The following is a 13,433-nucleotide window of genomic DNA, read 5'->3' as shown; positions in this document are numbered from 1 at the left end:
AAGGTCAAAGGCTGCGCAAGATGGCACGTACCGGTGATGCCTCTGCCTGCATCAGCTTGAGGGGCAGGGCAATCAGCTCGTAATCACCTTCGGCCACGCCGTCCAGTACCAGGTTTTCCAGCACATTCAGATTGCGCGTGCGCACAAGCATGTGACTGTCCAGGCTGCGGCTATCTGCAGGATCAATGCTGGCGGTGTCGATGCCGATCAACCGCACACCCAAATCAGCCAAGCGCTCCACAGTGGACGGCGCAAAGGCGCTGAGGTGTTCATCCCAGTACTCGGGTACTTGCTGATAAGTGCGGACCAGCACACGTGCAGGCAGTGGCGTGTGTGTAGCGTGTGCAATGTGCTCCCACTCAATCAAGGGCCCGCAATGCATGGCGTGAATGACGCGGCAGCGGCCTATATAGGGCTCCAAGTTGACTTCACCCATGCTTTGTCCCTGCGCATCGTAATGCAGTGGGGCGTCAGCATGGCTGCCAATATGAGGGGACATGCTGATGGTACTGACATTCACCGGGCATTGCGGACTAATGCTGGACGACCAGCTTTGTTGATAGGGCGAGTCACCGGGGAAGACCGGGCTGGCACTGTGAATGGGGGCTGAAATATCCCAAATCTGTCGGTGAGTGGTCATATGGAGCCTCTAAGAGCTGTAAAAAAAAGCCCGCACCATGAGTGGCACAGGCTTGAAAGTATGCGTGCAGCGCTTACTTTTTGCGACGCAAAAGGTAAATCACACTCAATACAAGCAGCCATGGCAAACCAAATGCCAGTGTGAGACGGAACTCGGGAGTAAATGCCGTCGTGATCAGCACTGCAGCCATCAACATTGCACCCAGCAAGGTCAGCCATGGAAATCCCCACATGCGAAACGGGACTTGCCCAGCCCCTTCACGCTCGCGGCGGGCGCGGAATGCAAGGTGGGTGACGAACACCATGAACCACGCAAACATGGCGCCAAACATGGCGATTGACATCATCCACATAAAGGACTGCTCGGGCCAGAATGCGTTGATCACCATGGCCACAGCAGCGCCGAGGCTGGAAATCAGAATGGCTGCGACGGGCACGCCATTGGCATTGGTTTTGCCAAATGTGGCGGGTGCTTGACCAGCACGCGCCAGACTGAACATCATGCGCGAGGTAGTGTAGAGCTGGCTGTTCATGGCAGACAGAGCGGCCACCAGCACCACAAAGTTCAGCACAGCTGCAGCGTAGGGAATATTGATGATTTCCATCACGCGCACAAAAGGACTGGTCTGGGTGGCGGCCTCGGTCCATGGAACGATGGCAAGCATCAGTGCCAGCGTGAGCAGATAAAACAGCACCAGACGCAGCACCGTGGTTTTCATGGCGCTTTGCACCGCTTTTTGCGGGTGCTGTGCTTCACCTGCAGCCACGGCAATGGCTTCCACTCCCAGATAGCTGAACATGGCCACAATCACGCCCAGCCACATCCCGCTGATGCCTTTGGCCCAGAAACCACCACCAGCTTCGTAGTTTTGCAGGCCAATGCCTGGTATATGGGCACCAAACACCACATAGGCACCGATAAGTACAAAAGCGACAATGGCGGCAACTTTGATTGCGGAGAATGCGTATTCGGCTGCGCCATAAACTTTGACGCTGCGTAGATTGATACCAATGAGCATGGCAGAGAACAAGGCAACCCAGATCCACTGTGGAACATCCGGGAACCAGTACGCCATGTACATCCCTACAGCCGTGACTTCCATGCCCACGGCAAGCACCAGGGCGGCCCAGTAGGCGTAGCGCAGTACAAAACCCGTCATTGGACCGAGGTAATACTCCGCATAAGCGCCAAAGGATCCGGAAGTGGGGTGGGCGACGGTCATTTCACCCAGGCAGCCAATGAGCAACAAGGCAATGAAGGCGCCAATTGCGTAGCTGATCAGCACCGCTGGACCTGCAAAACCAATGGCAAATGCACTGCCCATGAACAGGCCGGTACCTACGGCACCTCCGATGGCAATCATCACCATCTGGGCACTGGTCAGATGCTGCTGCAGCCCTTTTTCGCGTTGTTGTATATCTTGGAAGTCGGCCATGTATGCCTAGATTGAAGTCGAAACGAAACCTCCAAGTATCGACGCAGGCGCTATTTGTTGCATGCACAGGGAGATGACCCGGATCACAAATCGTTGGAGTTGTTGTCTGTCAATGTTTGCTCCATGCTCATCACCGCTGCCAACAAGCCCGCCACAATCAATGCACTTGCAATCACCATAAGAAATGTGAACATGGCAACCTCCTGGAGTGGGAGTGATGGGTGAGTACAGTATGGTCGGACATTGCATTTTTGTCTGCGCGTGCTTGCCCTGAGTGTGTGCAAGCGCAGCGCTTACAGCGTTTGTAGCATCTGACTTCGTGCTCTCTTATCGTGGGGCTTGTTGCGCCGATTGCTATGGTTTGAAGCGGCACCATCCTTGGCAAAAGGCGCTGCTTTGTCTGGAGCGACACCACCGGAGCCTGATCGACCGTACGTATCTTTCCTGCGCTTGAAGCTTTTGGAACTCTACCCAAACCTGAATGAGTGTGCCATCAATGTTGAAGTGCTCATGGGACAAGCATTGCAGTGCTCAGCAATCTGCACGAGGTCGCTGAGGAACGCGATGACAGTGTGCCGTGTTGAGCCAGCCGTTTGTGTTTTGCTGAAGACTGTGGCTCCCGTATGGTATTGAGCGTGGGCAGGCTGATGAGCCAGTTGGATTTGTTGGGGGGGCACAAGCGAAGATTGCTTCAAATAAAGTATTCAAGATTGCGCATATTGAACAGGCACTAGAAACTGATAGATGACGGTATTGATGCCTTGTACAACGATGACATTCTGTAGGCGGGGACGTGAAGGGACGGCCAACTACATCACCACTGAGGGTGCACGGCAGGGAGAATATCTGTGAGATAACACCTGAGTTGTGATTCTTACTATGTAACGTGGATGGACTACAGCGTCAGAAAGTTTCAGTTTTGTGAAAAAAATACCCCAAAGACTCTTCGGATTGTTGAGCCGTATCTTTGCCTGCGGGATGAGCGCCATCCTGATGGCAGGATGTCATGTTGCGACCCACCGTCCCTCCGAAAAGGCTATCGTCAGATTTGCAGGTAATCTTGGTGTTGGTAGCCTCATATTCCGTGTAGACAATCCGTACAACGGATCGCAGTCGCGTATCACGGTTTATGAAGTCCTTCAGGTTGCGGGGATGGAAAATGACTACGTGTTGACTCGTCCCGTCGTAAGAACCGATGGTAGAGATATGAGCCAGCAGGACTACAAGGACTTGATGGCTGGTATCGGTTCCGGACAAATCCGGCAGTGGGATATCGCCCCTCCTGGCCATGCTGTAAAGCAATCGATATCACCGATCGAGGATTTTCGTACCTATAAAGCGGCGTTGGCTGCCAAGCAGAGTGCGGATCGGGCGGCCCGCTATTACATCCCGTGCAATCTCGAGATCAAGCATATCTATAGCCGGTCCGGTATAGAGACTCAAGGGGAGCTTCAATGGTACAAGCCGTGGTGGAGCGCTAGGTTGGATGGCAGGAGGATAGCGATGCTCGGCCAGTACATCGAGGAGGTGACGGAACCTATTTTGGAGAACACTGGCACGTGCCGTGACCTCGGGAATTGGTCCGCGCGCTTTGAGGCGCCAGAATCCAAACAACGTCGATAGACAAAAAAATTTGAAAGCTATTTCTGCTGGGGGCTGGATTACTTAATTCACAGCACTAGAACTAGAGATAGTCTGGAGCAAGCCGGGTGCTTATTCACAGGCGGCACATTGCCGCTGTGATCACAGCTTGTATTAAAAAAATTGCAGTGCGGGTACAAATTGCGATAGCGATGGAGATGCCTAGAGAACGCTTAGAGCAAGCCACTGGTCAACGCGGGCATGCCGTGGCGTAGACGCACGCGGTTGCAGGCGTCAGAGCCTGCTGCGAATTCTCGGCATGGAGATGGGCGCCACTCGTAAATACCGCAAGCAGCTTTTTCCCCTACCTTGCCTGTCAGTGCAGCACACCGAGGACGGGCGTAGTCTGTACCACGCATGCGACAGGTGTAATCCGTCACTTCTTCAATCAGGCCGCGAGGAACGCGACCACCATTTTCTTCGGATTCATGGATCGAGAAGTCAACGCGAAATGAGGCGCAGCATGCGCCACAGGATAGACAAGGGTGTGGTTCAGACATGGCAGAGTGCTCAGGCAATCGCAGTCCAGCGTTCGACTTCTTCTTCGGTCAGTTCTGTCATGCCAAACTTGGCGCGTGTGTCATGGCAGCCGTAGGAGGCGAATGGAAAGTCGCGGCACGGGCGTGAGCGTTGCTCGTAAATGCCGCAGCCCACGCAGCCTTCGCCAAGGTGAGGAAGCTCTGATAGCGCAACGCAGCGCACGGGATGGCGTTCGGTGCCGTTCATGCGAGCACGGTTGCCTTTGCCTGGGACTTCGTGGGCCATGTGGTCGGGGACGGTGCCGCCCATGGATTGCAGCTCGTAAATAGAAAATTCCACGCGGTAATTGGTGCAGCACACGCCGCAGGTCAGGCAGGGATGAATGGCTTCGGACATAGGGAAGCGAGAACTTTAGGTATGGTCAATAGGCAAAAATCCAGGACTCACGGCACACACGCATGCCACGGATTCAGCCTGTGCTTGCAGAAAAGCAAGACACAGACCAACCCACGGCAAGCGCAATGCATGCAGTGAAAAGCAATGAATAAAGGCCCTAGGTGTGTCCCAGGAGATAGCGCGGTGTTTTCAGCAAGTGGCTGCAAGCAATGGCGTGCATTGCGCAGCGCCTGCGTGCAAAGCGGCGAAAGTCCAGGCTCCGCGTGCCGCTGGCGGAGCAGGAAAAGGGTTGTTGCGCACGCAGCGCGTTGAGGGGGCTGCGAAGCTTAAATGAGAAAAGAGCTGCCAGTGCAAATCCTGCCTTGCTTTTCAAGCAAAAGACGCGAGAAAGCATGAGCAGGCGCGCATAGGCAGCTCCTTTTGGGGTGAGAGGCGAGCTATGGGCGCGCATCACTGGAATGGAGTTCCGTAAGGCTTAGTCCGCCAGCTTGCCCAGCAGCAGGTACTCCATGAGCGCCTTTTGCACGTGCATGCGGTTTTCCGCCTCGTCCCAGACCACTGACTGAGCACCGTCAATAACTTCGGCAGTCACTTCCTCGCCACGGTGTGCAGGCAGGCAGTGCATGAATACCGCTTCTGGTTTTGCAGCCTGCATCATTTCCTGATCGACGCACCAGTCAGCAAAGGCTTTCATGCGCACGGCATTTTCTGCTTCGTAGCCCATGCTGGTCCACACATCGGTGGTGACCAGATCGGCGCCTTTGCAGGCTTGCAGCGGATCCTTGAAAACCTTGTAGCAACCTTCGCGGGGCGTTTTCCCATTGAACGCAAGTTTTTCGTCCACCTCATAGCCACCAGGGGTGCTGACATGTACGGTAAAGCCCAGCAGGTCGGCAGCTTGCAACCAGGTATTGGCCATATTGTTGCCATCACCCACCCAGGCGACGACCTTGCCTTGGATGGAGCCGCGGTGCTCAATGAAGGTAAAGATATCCGCCAGGATCTGGCAAGGGTGAAACTCGTTGGTCAGTCCGTTGATCACGGGCACGCGCGAGTGCGCCGCAAAGCTTTCGATCTTGTCCTGGCCGAAGGTGCGAATCATCACCAGGTCGGTCATGCGGCTGATGACGCGGGCGCTGTCTTCGATGGGCTCCGAACGGCCCAGCTGGCTGTCACCGGTGGTCAGGTGCACCACCGAGCCACCCAATTGATACATGCCAGCTTCAAAGCTCACACGAGTACGCGTACTGGCTTTTTCGAAAATCATGGCCAGCGTGCGGTCGCTGAGTGTGTGATGCTTCTCGTAGTTCTTGAACTTCTTTTTGATCAATGCTGCGCGTGACAGCAGATAGTCGTATTCGTCAGCGGTGAAGTCGCTAAATTGCAGGTAATGCTTCATGCAGTATTCCTTGGGTTTTAAGCGGCCAGCAGGGCTTGGACCAGAGGCTTGAGTTTGGTGACGATTTCGTCAGCTTCATCCTTGGTCAAGATCAGTGGGGGCACAAGACGGATCACGGTGTCTGATGTCACGCTCAGCAGCAGGCCCGCTTCGGCAGCCTGCTCGATCAGCTGGCCGCAAGGCTTGGTCAGTTCCACACCAATCATCAGACCCTGGCCGCGAACTTCCACAAAACCATCCAGGTCACTGAGTGCGGTTTCCAGCTTGGTTTTGAGGTAGTCACCCACTTCGGTTGTGTGGGCCAGAAGACTGTCTTCTTCCATGATGTGAATGGTTTCCACTCCGGCACGCATGGCCAGCGGGTTGCCGCCGAAGGTGGAGCCGTGGTTGCCTGCAGTGAGTACTTGCGCAGCCTGGTTGTGGGCCACTACCGCCCCCACGGGCACGCCAGAGCCCAGGCCCTTGGCCAGCGTCATCACATCAGGAACGATGCCAGCCCACTGGTGGGCAAACCACTTGCCGGTGCGGCCCATGCCTGCTTGCACCTCATCCATGATCAGCAGCCAGCCCTTGGCGTCGCACAGGTCACGCACCTGCTTGAGGTAATCGACACGCATGGGGTGCAGACCGCCTTCGCCCTGGATGGGCTCCATCATCACGGCCACAATATTGGGATTGTCCTCGGTGGCATCCACCAACGCCTGGTAGTCGTTGGGAGCTACGCGGGTGAATCCGTCGAGCAAGGGGCCAAAGCCGTTGCGTACCTTGGGGTTGGCCGTGGCCGACATGGTAGCCATCGAGCGACCGTGGAAAGCATGGTCATAGACCACGATTTCAGGCTTATCAATGCCCTTGTCCACGCCGTACTTGCGTGCAATCTTGATTGCTGCTTCGTTGGCCTCCAAACCGGTGTTGCAAAAGAACACATTGGTCATGTGGCTGCGTTCAGTCAGCAGTGTGGCCAGTTGCTCCTGACCAGGGACGTGATAGTAGTTGGAGGTATGGATCAGCTTGGTCAGCTGCTCTTGCAGCGCGGGAACCAGCTTGGGGTGGTTGTGCCCCAGTGTGTTGACAGCGATGCCGCCCAGCGCGTCCAGGTATTCCTTGCCGTTCACATCCCATACGCGGCAGCCTCGGCCTCGTTCCAGCGCGATAGGTACGCGGCCGTAAGTGGGCATAACGTGGGGCGAGGCAGCCTCAATGTGAGCGGTCATGAATCAATCTCCTGACATGGCAGTCGTGGCACAACTTTTGCAGGTTTTGCAAAAGACAAGGGAATGATTTTAGAGCCCTGCAAGCATTGCGGCATGTTTGTGCAACATATTTGGAATAAAGCTATGCAGGGTTGGCAATCCCTAGTGAAGTGCTCGTGTCTTATATAAGAGTTAGAATTGATGAGTCGGTGCACAAGGCGGCGATCCCGCAGCGCACCCCGTCTTACCGGATTGATCTTGATGGTTTCCCCAAGCTCCAAAGAAATCTTCATCCAAGGTGTGACCTTGGAGGGAAAAACTTTTCGCCCCAGTGATTGGGCTGAACGTTTGGCGGGGGTGATGAGCCAGTTTCGTCCCGGTGGCGCCCAGCGTGGCAGCCATTTGGGCTACTCCCCGTGGTGTATTCCCACCACCATGAATGGCTTTAAATGCATTGTGGTGCATCGTGATTTGCAGGCGCATGAACCGATGGCCTGGGACTTTGTGGTGAACTTCGCGCGCGACAACAATCTTCAAATTGTGGAAGCGTGTCTGATTCCAGACGAGAAGAAATGAGTCGCTGGTTTTAGGTAAAAGTATGTGAAATCAAGCCGCCGTAGGGCGGTTTTTTCATGCCTGTTCGTTGTGAACTCAGAAGAGATCTTCATGCAATGGGTACAAAAAAACCGCCGTGAGGCGGTCCTTTTGTTTCGCTGGCAGCGCACCCGAAGCAAACGGCGAATGGCTAGGCCATTCGTGCGATGCCTAAATGTGGATTAGACGGCCAGTGCCAAGGCCTTGACCTTGGAAGACAGACGGCTCTTGTCGCGAGCAGCCTTGTTCTTGTGGAAGATGCCCTTGTCAGCAACGGTGTCCAGCACGGACTGCGCCTTGGCGAACAGTTCGGTAGCCTTCACCTTGTCACCGGCCAGAACAGCCTTCTCGACGTTCTTGACAGCAGTACGGTACTTGGAACGCAGCGATGTGTTGGCGGCGTTCAGCTTGACGTTTTGGCGTGCGCGCTTGCGGCCGGAGGCCAAGCGGGGGTTCTTTTTGGCTTTAGTTGCCATGATGTAATTCCTTTGGTTGTCTGGGGATGATGCCAGCGAAGCCAGCCATTATAGCAACGCTTGCGCAAAGCTGCAGGATCAGGCGGTAATGCATTGGAATGGTGCGTTTGTATGTATTTGGTGCATGCGTGCACCAAACTGGGCTGATGGTGGCGTGTTGTTGTTACAACTTGAGGTGTTGTACGCGCGCACAGTGACTTTGGATGGCCGCGCATAGCTACACTGCGTGGGTGTCACTCCTTAAATCTGCTTCCACCGTTTCGTTGCTGACCCTGGCCTCTAGAGTCACGGGCTTGGTTCGTGATCTGATCATGGCGTCCATGTTCGGTGCCAATGCGCTCACGGACGCATTCAACGTCGCGTTCCGCATTCCCAATCTGTTTCGCCGCTTGTTTGCCGAAGGTGCGTTCAGCCAGGCTTTTGTGCCGGTGCTGGCGACCACCAAGACGCAAGAAGGCGAAGAGCGCACACGCCAGCTTGTTGGCAACGTGGCGACTGTGTTGTTCTGGGTGCTCCTTCTAACCTGTGTGCTGGGTGTGGCGGGCGCCCCAGTGCTGGTCTGGCTGCTGGCCAGCGGTTTTGAAAGCGGCCATGCCCAGGAAGCTGCTGTGCTGATGACGCGCTGGATGTTCCCCTACATTGGCTTTATGTCCATGGTGGCGTTGTGCGCCGGGGTGCTCAATACCTGGAAGCAGTTTGCCGTGCCAGCAGCCACCCCGGTATTGCTCAATGTGTGCATGATTGCTGCGGCCTTGCTTTTGGCTCCGTGGCTGGATCGTCAGGGAATCGAGCCCATTTATGCCATGGCGGCGGGCGTGATGCTGGGAGGTGTGCTGCAACTGGGGGTGCAACTGCCAGCGCTCAAGAAGATTGGCTTGCTGCCGCGTATTGGCTTTTCTGTGTCCGCTGTGCAGGAGGCTTGGCATGACGGCGGGGTGCGCCGCATCCTGTCGCTGATGGCGCCGGCCTTGCTGGGGGTGGGTGTTGCGCAAGTGAGCTTGATGATCAACACGCAAATTGCGTCCTACCTGACGCCGGGCAGCGTGACGTGGTTGTTTTACGCAGATAGGTTGATGGAATTTCCTACTGCTTTGCTGGGCGTGGCTTTGGGGGTGGTGCTGACGCCTCAGCTTGCATCGGCCAAGGCTGCGGGTGACACGCAACGCTATTCACAGATGCTGGACTGGGGTTTGCGCTTGGTGGTTTTGCTGGCTGTGCCATGTGCGGTGGGCTTGTTGGCTTTTGCTGAACCGCTGGTAGCCACTTTGTTTCATCGTGGCGCCTTGCACAGCAGCGATGTTGCCAAGATCGCCTTGGCGCTGATCGGCTATGGCGCGGGGCTGGTGGGGCTGGTGGCAATCAAGGTGCTGGCGCCTGGTTACTTTGCCAGTCAGGACATGAAAACACCCGTGAAGATTGCAGTAGCCGTGCTTGTGCTGACTCAAATCATGAACGTGGTGCTGGTACCCTGGCTGGCTCATGCGGGGCTGGCGCTTTCGATCGGCCTGGCTGCGCTAGTCAATGCCTGTTGGTTGTTGATTGGATTGCTGCGCCGGGGTGCTTATCAGCCTGGCAAGGGGTGGCTGCTGTATGCCTTGCAGGTGCTGGCAGCCTCCATGTTGCTGGCGGCATTCCTGCTATGGGGCACCGAGCATTGGGACTGGAAGGCCTTGCAGGCGCAGGAGTTGCAGCGCGTAGGCTTGATGGCGCTCATGATGCTGGGGGCTGCTGTGATTTATTTTGGTGCGCTATTGGCATCCGGCCTGAAGCTGCGCAGTCTTTTGCGTCGCTGATCAGTGCGAGGAAGGTGGGTGCTTGGCATGCAGCGAAATCGCGGTAGAGTGCAGTCATGCCGCTGAAATTCGAAGTCCCCTCCACGCTAGACCACTTTGCTTGCTTGGTCGGGCATGATGTGGCTTTTCCATTGCTGGAGGCTGCGGCAAGTCTGGCGGTTGATGCAATGCCAGAGCTGGATGTGCAGGATGTGCTGCTGCAATTGGATGGATTGCTTGCACGCCTTCGCAAATCCATTCCCAGCGGTGCAACGCCAATGCAGCGTTGCTACACGCTCAATGAGTTTTTCTATGAAAAACTTGGCTTTGCAGCGAATGCCAACGATTTTTCTGATCCGGCCAACAGCTATATGCACCATGTGCTGCACACGCGCCGAGGCATTCCCATTTCTCTGGCAGTGCTGTGGATGGAACTGGCGCAGGGCATCGGACTCAGGGCCGATGGCATTTCTTTTCCCGGACACTTTCTGGTGAAGGTGTATGTGGATGAGGGCATCATCATTCAAGACCCCCTGACTGGGCGCGGCCTGACGCAAAACATGCTGTCTGAGCGATTGGAGCCTTTTCGGGAAGGCTGGGGTCTGGCGGAGGAAGAAATTGCACCACTGCATCTTTTTCTGATGCCTGCCAGTGGACGCGAAATCATAGAGCGCATGTTGCGCAATCTAAGAAGCGTGTATGAACAGGAGCAGCAACTGTCCTTGTTGCTCGGTGTATTGCATCGGCTTGTGATCTTGCGTCCGGATTTTGCAGAGGCTTACCGTGATCGTGGACTGGTGTTGGCGCAGATGGGGCAGCGGGATGCAGCCTTGCAGGACCTGCAAACTTATGTGCGCACAGCCCAGGCGCCACAGGATTTGCCGGTGATCGAGGCGCACATTGAGCTGCTTCGGGCAGAAGGCTAAAGTCAAAAAACAAGGAAAAAAAAGAGAGCGCTTAGCGCTCTCTTTTTGGAAACCGTGTGCGAGTTGCGACTCAGACCAGTCGAGCGGCTTCCAACTCCTTTTTGAGATAAGCGTAAAACAGGGGGGCGGCCACGAGACCTGCAGGACCGAAGACGGATTCAGCGATGAACATCACGGTCAGCAACTCCCATACTGCCATGTGGGTGCGCTGACCAACAACACGCGCGTTGATGACATATTCCGCTTTGTGAATCAGGATCAAAAAGCCCAGACATACGGCGGCTGCCAAGGGCGATACCGATAGCCCCACGATAGTGAGCACCACATTGCAAAACAGATTGCCCACGATGGGGATCAATCCTGCAATAAAGGTCAACATGATCAGCGCTGGTGTGTAAGGCAGCGCCATGTCGAACACTGGCAGGATAAGCAGTAGAAACAGCGCGGTCAGGCAGGTGTTGAACAATGCAATCCAAAACTGCGCAGCCACAATCTGGCGGAAGGCTTCACCCAGCAGCATGACACGGCGTTGCAGTGCCTGAGTCAGAGGTGCTCGCGGTAGTGTGCGTGGACGTACAGCAGCCAAAGTGCCGATCAGCAAGCCGACGTAAGCGTGTAAAAGACCTCCAAGCCAAGCTTTGCCTGCCATGGCAAGGGCTCCTGCTTTGGTTGCCAGGTTGGTTGCGATAGCTTGCTGAATTTCTGCAGCACCCTGCGGAAGCAGAACGCCAAGCTCAGGAGGGAGCTTTTGTTGCAATTCAAGAACGGTGTGCGCAAGGAAGTCCAGCAATTCCTTGTACTGGTGAGGAATATCGGTCAGATAGCCGCGTGAATGTGTCAAGGCAATGCCTATCCAGATCAGCGGGGCAAAGATGACCAAAGTGGCTGCGGTGACCTGGGCCCAGCGGTCTGGCGTTGGCCCGGGGGGGCGGCGGTCTATCCGTGCCAGCAATGAAGCAAGTGCACGGGTCAATAAAAAGCCCAGGCATGCGCAAAGCAGCCCGGGCAGGAGCTTTTGCCACATGACCAGCAGCAATGTGCAAGCCATGAGCAGGTAGCTGGCAATCATGACGTTGCGCGAGGGCTGCGCGGGGGACGGGCAAACGGACGGAAGTTGATGCGGTGTCCCCATGGCTGATTGCTTAAGAAGAAATACTATTTGACTTGGACTGCGGCGCCTTCGCTGCGTTCCGTAATGTTACCGATCGTATAGACAGTTTCACCCAAATTGCGCAAAGTTGCGGCGGTTGCCTGTGCATCTTCTGGGGCTACCACCAACACCATACCAATGCCGTTGTTGAAGGTGCGGTTCATTTCCACATCGTCAATGCCTGCGGTTTTTTGCAGCCAGGCAAACAACTCTGTCTGTGGCCAGCTACCAGACTTCAAATCGGCGCCGGTACCTTCGGGCAGCACGCGAGGAATGTTTTCCAGCAGACCTCCGCCTGTGATGTGGGCCAGAGCCTTGATCGGGTGTTGAGCCAGTGCAGCCAGCACGTTCTTGACGTACAGGCGGGTGGGTTCCATCACTGCTTGCTTGAAAGGTTTGCCATCCAGTGTTTCAGGAATGGTGTTGTTGGCCTGGGCACGCTCGATACACTTGCGTACCAGCGAGAAGCCGTTGGAGTGCACTCCTGCCGAAGCCAAGCCCAGCACCACGTCGCCGGGCTTGACGTTTTGGCCCGTCAGAATCTTCGACTTTTCAACCGCACCCACTGCAAACCCGGCCAGGTCGTACTCGCCATCAGGGTACATGCCGGGCATTTCAGCGGTTTCGCCACCAATCAGTGCGCAGCCAGACAGCTCGCAACCCTTGGCAATGCCTCCCACTACGGCGGCGGCGGTGTCCACATCCAGCTTGCCGCAGGCAAAGTAGTCGAGGAAGAACAGGGGTTCTGCGCCTTGCACCAGTACGTCGTTGACGCTCATGGCAACCAGATCAATCCCCACGGTGTCATGCATATTCCATTCAAATGCCAAGCGCAGCTTGGTGCCCACACCATCGGTGCCAGAGACCAGTACAGGTTCTTTGTAACGCTTGGGTACTTCAAACAACGCACCAAAGCCGCCAATACCGGCCATCACGCCTTCACGCATGGTTTTTTTGGCCAGCGGTTTGATACGTTCAACCAGTGCATCACCTGCGTCGATGTCAACGCCAGCGTCTTTGTAAGAAATGGGAGTGGATGGGGAGGCAGAGGAGCTCATGGGGTCAATCTGTGCAAGGAGGGAGCCACGCGGGCGGGTGAGACTGGGCGATTCTAAGTCTAGACCTAAGGGTATGTCCCCCATATCGGGCAAAGGAGGCAGGGCATCGCAGCTTGAGAGTGCCTGCGCAAGGCGACTTTGCTAGTGTAGCGATCAGGGTTCTATCTGTGAGTTTGATGGAAGCAGACTAAAATACGCAAATTGCCGTAGCCAATGGCTAAATGGCTTGAATGCCCCCTGCCAGTTCGCGCAGGGCTTTTTCGTTCTTTCTTC

General features: G+C 55.7%; 13 protein-coding genes. 4 read left to right on the top strand and 9 right to left on the bottom strand.

Annotation, left to right across the window (positions count from 1 at the left end; translation table 11 throughout):
* Positions 1-4: 4 nt before the first annotated feature.
* Together kynB and QEP11_RS10925 are read right to left on the bottom strand one after the other, a co-directional pair.
* Entirely contained in the window at positions 5-640 is a 636-nt protein-coding gene (gene kynB / locus QEP11_RS10930) for an arylformamidase (RefSeq protein ID WP_284336680.1), read from the bottom strand.
* Between the two features lie 73 nt (positions 641-713).
* Entirely contained in the window at positions 714-2,075 is a 1,362-nt protein-coding gene (locus QEP11_RS10925; protein WP_284336679.1) for an amino acid permease, read from the bottom strand.
* Positions 2,076-2,996: 921 nt separating this feature from the next.
* Between QEP11_RS10925 and QEP11_RS10920 the strand changes: the two genes are divergently transcribed.
* Positions 2,997-3,698: a hypothetical protein gene (locus QEP11_RS10920; RefSeq protein ID WP_284336678.1), complete on the top strand. Its 702-nt coding sequence runs from the start codon at positions 2,997-2,999 to the stop codon at positions 3,696-3,698.
* A gap of 191 nt (positions 3,699-3,889) precedes the next feature.
* Here the strand turns inward: QEP11_RS10920 and QEP11_RS10915 are convergent, their stop codons facing one another.
* From QEP11_RS10915 to QEP11_RS10900, 4 genes are all read right to left on the bottom strand, one after another.
* Positions 3,890-4,216 carry a YkgJ family cysteine cluster protein gene (locus QEP11_RS10915; protein WP_284336677.1) on the bottom strand — a complete coding sequence of 109 codons (327 nt, stop codon included), beginning with the start codon at positions 4,214-4,216 and terminating at the stop codon, positions 3,890-3,892.
* A gap of 10 nt (positions 4,217-4,226) precedes the next feature.
* On the bottom strand, positions 4,227-4,592 hold the full coding sequence (locus tag QEP11_RS10910) for a YkgJ family cysteine cluster protein (protein ID WP_284336676.1): 366 nt from the start codon (positions 4,590-4,592) through the stop codon (positions 4,227-4,229).
* A 475-nt stretch (positions 4,593-5,067) separates the two neighbouring features.
* Positions 5,068-5,991, bottom strand: a complete 924-nt coding sequence (gene argF, locus QEP11_RS10905; protein WP_284336675.1) for an ornithine carbamoyltransferase — start codon at positions 5,989-5,991, stop codon at positions 5,068-5,070.
* 17 nt (positions 5,992-6,008) lie between these two features.
* Positions 6,009-7,205: an aspartate aminotransferase family protein gene (locus QEP11_RS10900; RefSeq protein WP_284336674.1), complete on the bottom strand. Its 1,197-nt coding sequence runs from the start codon at positions 7,203-7,205 to the stop codon at positions 6,009-6,011.
* 240 nt (positions 7,206-7,445) lie between these two features.
* On the opposite strand from QEP11_RS10900, the gene QEP11_RS10895 reads away from it, so the two are divergent.
* Positions 7,446-7,760 (top strand): DUF3579 domain-containing protein, encoded by a 315-nt coding sequence (locus QEP11_RS10895; RefSeq protein ID WP_284336673.1) that lies wholly within the window; start codon positions 7,446-7,448, stop codon positions 7,758-7,760.
* Between the two features lie 200 nt (positions 7,761-7,960).
* Here QEP11_RS10895 and rpsT read toward each other — a convergent pair whose 3' ends face one another.
* Positions 7,961-8,254 carry a 30S ribosomal protein S20 gene (gene rpsT, locus QEP11_RS10890; protein WP_284336672.1) on the bottom strand — a complete coding sequence of 98 codons (294 nt, stop codon included), beginning with the start codon at positions 8,252-8,254 and terminating at the stop codon, positions 7,961-7,963.
* A 230-nt stretch (positions 8,255-8,484) separates the two neighbouring features.
* Between rpsT and murJ the strand changes: the two genes are divergently transcribed.
* Together murJ and QEP11_RS10880 are read left to right on the top strand one after the other, a co-directional pair.
* Entirely contained in the window at positions 8,485-10,047 is a 1,563-nt protein-coding gene (gene murJ, locus QEP11_RS10885; RefSeq protein WP_284336671.1) for a murein biosynthesis integral membrane protein MurJ, read from the top strand.
* A gap of 56 nt (positions 10,048-10,103) precedes the next feature.
* Positions 10,104-10,952 (top strand): SirB1 family protein, encoded by an 849-nt coding sequence (locus QEP11_RS10880; RefSeq protein WP_284336670.1) that lies wholly within the window; start codon positions 10,104-10,106, stop codon positions 10,950-10,952.
* Positions 10,953-11,022: 70 nt separating this feature from the next.
* Here QEP11_RS10880 and QEP11_RS10875 read toward each other — a convergent pair whose 3' ends face one another.
* A complete protein-coding gene (locus QEP11_RS10875) occupies positions 11,023-12,084 on the bottom strand; it encodes an AI-2E family transporter (RefSeq protein ID WP_284336669.1) in 1,062 nt (353 codons plus the stop codon).
* Positions 12,085-12,107: 23 nt separating this feature from the next.
* The gene (purM, locus tag QEP11_RS10870) at positions 12,108-13,160 is read right to left on the bottom strand and encodes a phosphoribosylformylglycinamidine cyclo-ligase (protein WP_284336668.1); all 1,053 of its coding nucleotides are present in this window, start codon (positions 13,158-13,160) and stop codon (positions 12,108-12,110) included.
* Positions 13,161-13,433: the final 273 nt, after the last annotated feature.

It is taken from the genome of Comamonas halotolerans (assembly GCF_030162935.1).
In the GTDB taxonomy this organism is placed as follows: Bacteria; Pseudomonadota; Gammaproteobacteria; order Burkholderiales; family Burkholderiaceae_C; genus Comamonas; species Comamonas halotolerans.
The sequence above is the reverse complement of the archived record's forward strand: the minus strand, read 5'-3'. Positions and strand labels throughout refer to the sequence as shown.

Excerpts from the sequence above, each read along its gene's own strand:
- kynB (WP_284336680.1), bottom strand. The coding sequence starts at position 640 with ATGACCACTCACCGACAGATTTGGGATATTTCAGCCCCCATTCACAGT.
- QEP11_RS10925 (WP_284336679.1), bottom strand. The coding sequence starts at position 2,075 with ATGGCCGACTTCCAAGATATACAACAACGCGAAAAAGGGCTGCAGCAG.
- QEP11_RS10915 (WP_284336677.1), bottom strand. The coding sequence starts at position 4,216 with ATGTCTGAACCACACCCTTGTCTATCCTGTGGCGCATGCTGCGCCTCA.
- QEP11_RS10910 (WP_284336676.1), bottom strand. The coding sequence starts at position 4,592 with ATGTCCGAAGCCATTCATCCCTGCCTGACCTGCGGCGTGTGCTGCACC.
- argF (WP_284336675.1), bottom strand. The coding sequence starts at position 5,991 with ATGAAGCATTACCTGCAATTTAGCGACTTCACCGCTGACGAATACGAC.
- QEP11_RS10900 (WP_284336674.1), bottom strand. The coding sequence starts at position 7,205 with ATGACCGCTCACATTGAGGCTGCCTCGCCCCACGTTATGCCCACTTAC.
- QEP11_RS10895 (WP_284336673.1), top strand. The coding sequence starts at position 7,446 with ATGGTTTCCCCAAGCTCCAAAGAAATCTTCATCCAAGGTGTGACCTTG.
- rpsT (WP_284336672.1), bottom strand. The coding sequence starts at position 8,254 with ATGGCAACTAAAGCCAAAAAGAACCCCCGCTTGGCCTCCGGCCGCAAG.
- QEP11_RS10880 (WP_284336670.1), top strand. The coding sequence starts at position 10,104 with ATGCCGCTGAAATTCGAAGTCCCCTCCACGCTAGACCACTTTGCTTGC.
- QEP11_RS10875 (WP_284336669.1), bottom strand. The coding sequence starts at position 12,084 with ATGGGGACACCGCATCAACTTCCGTCCGTTTGCCCGTCCCCCGCGCAG.
- purM (WP_284336668.1), bottom strand. The coding sequence starts at position 13,160 with ATGAGCTCCTCTGCCTCCCCATCCACTCCCATTTCTTACAAAGACGCT.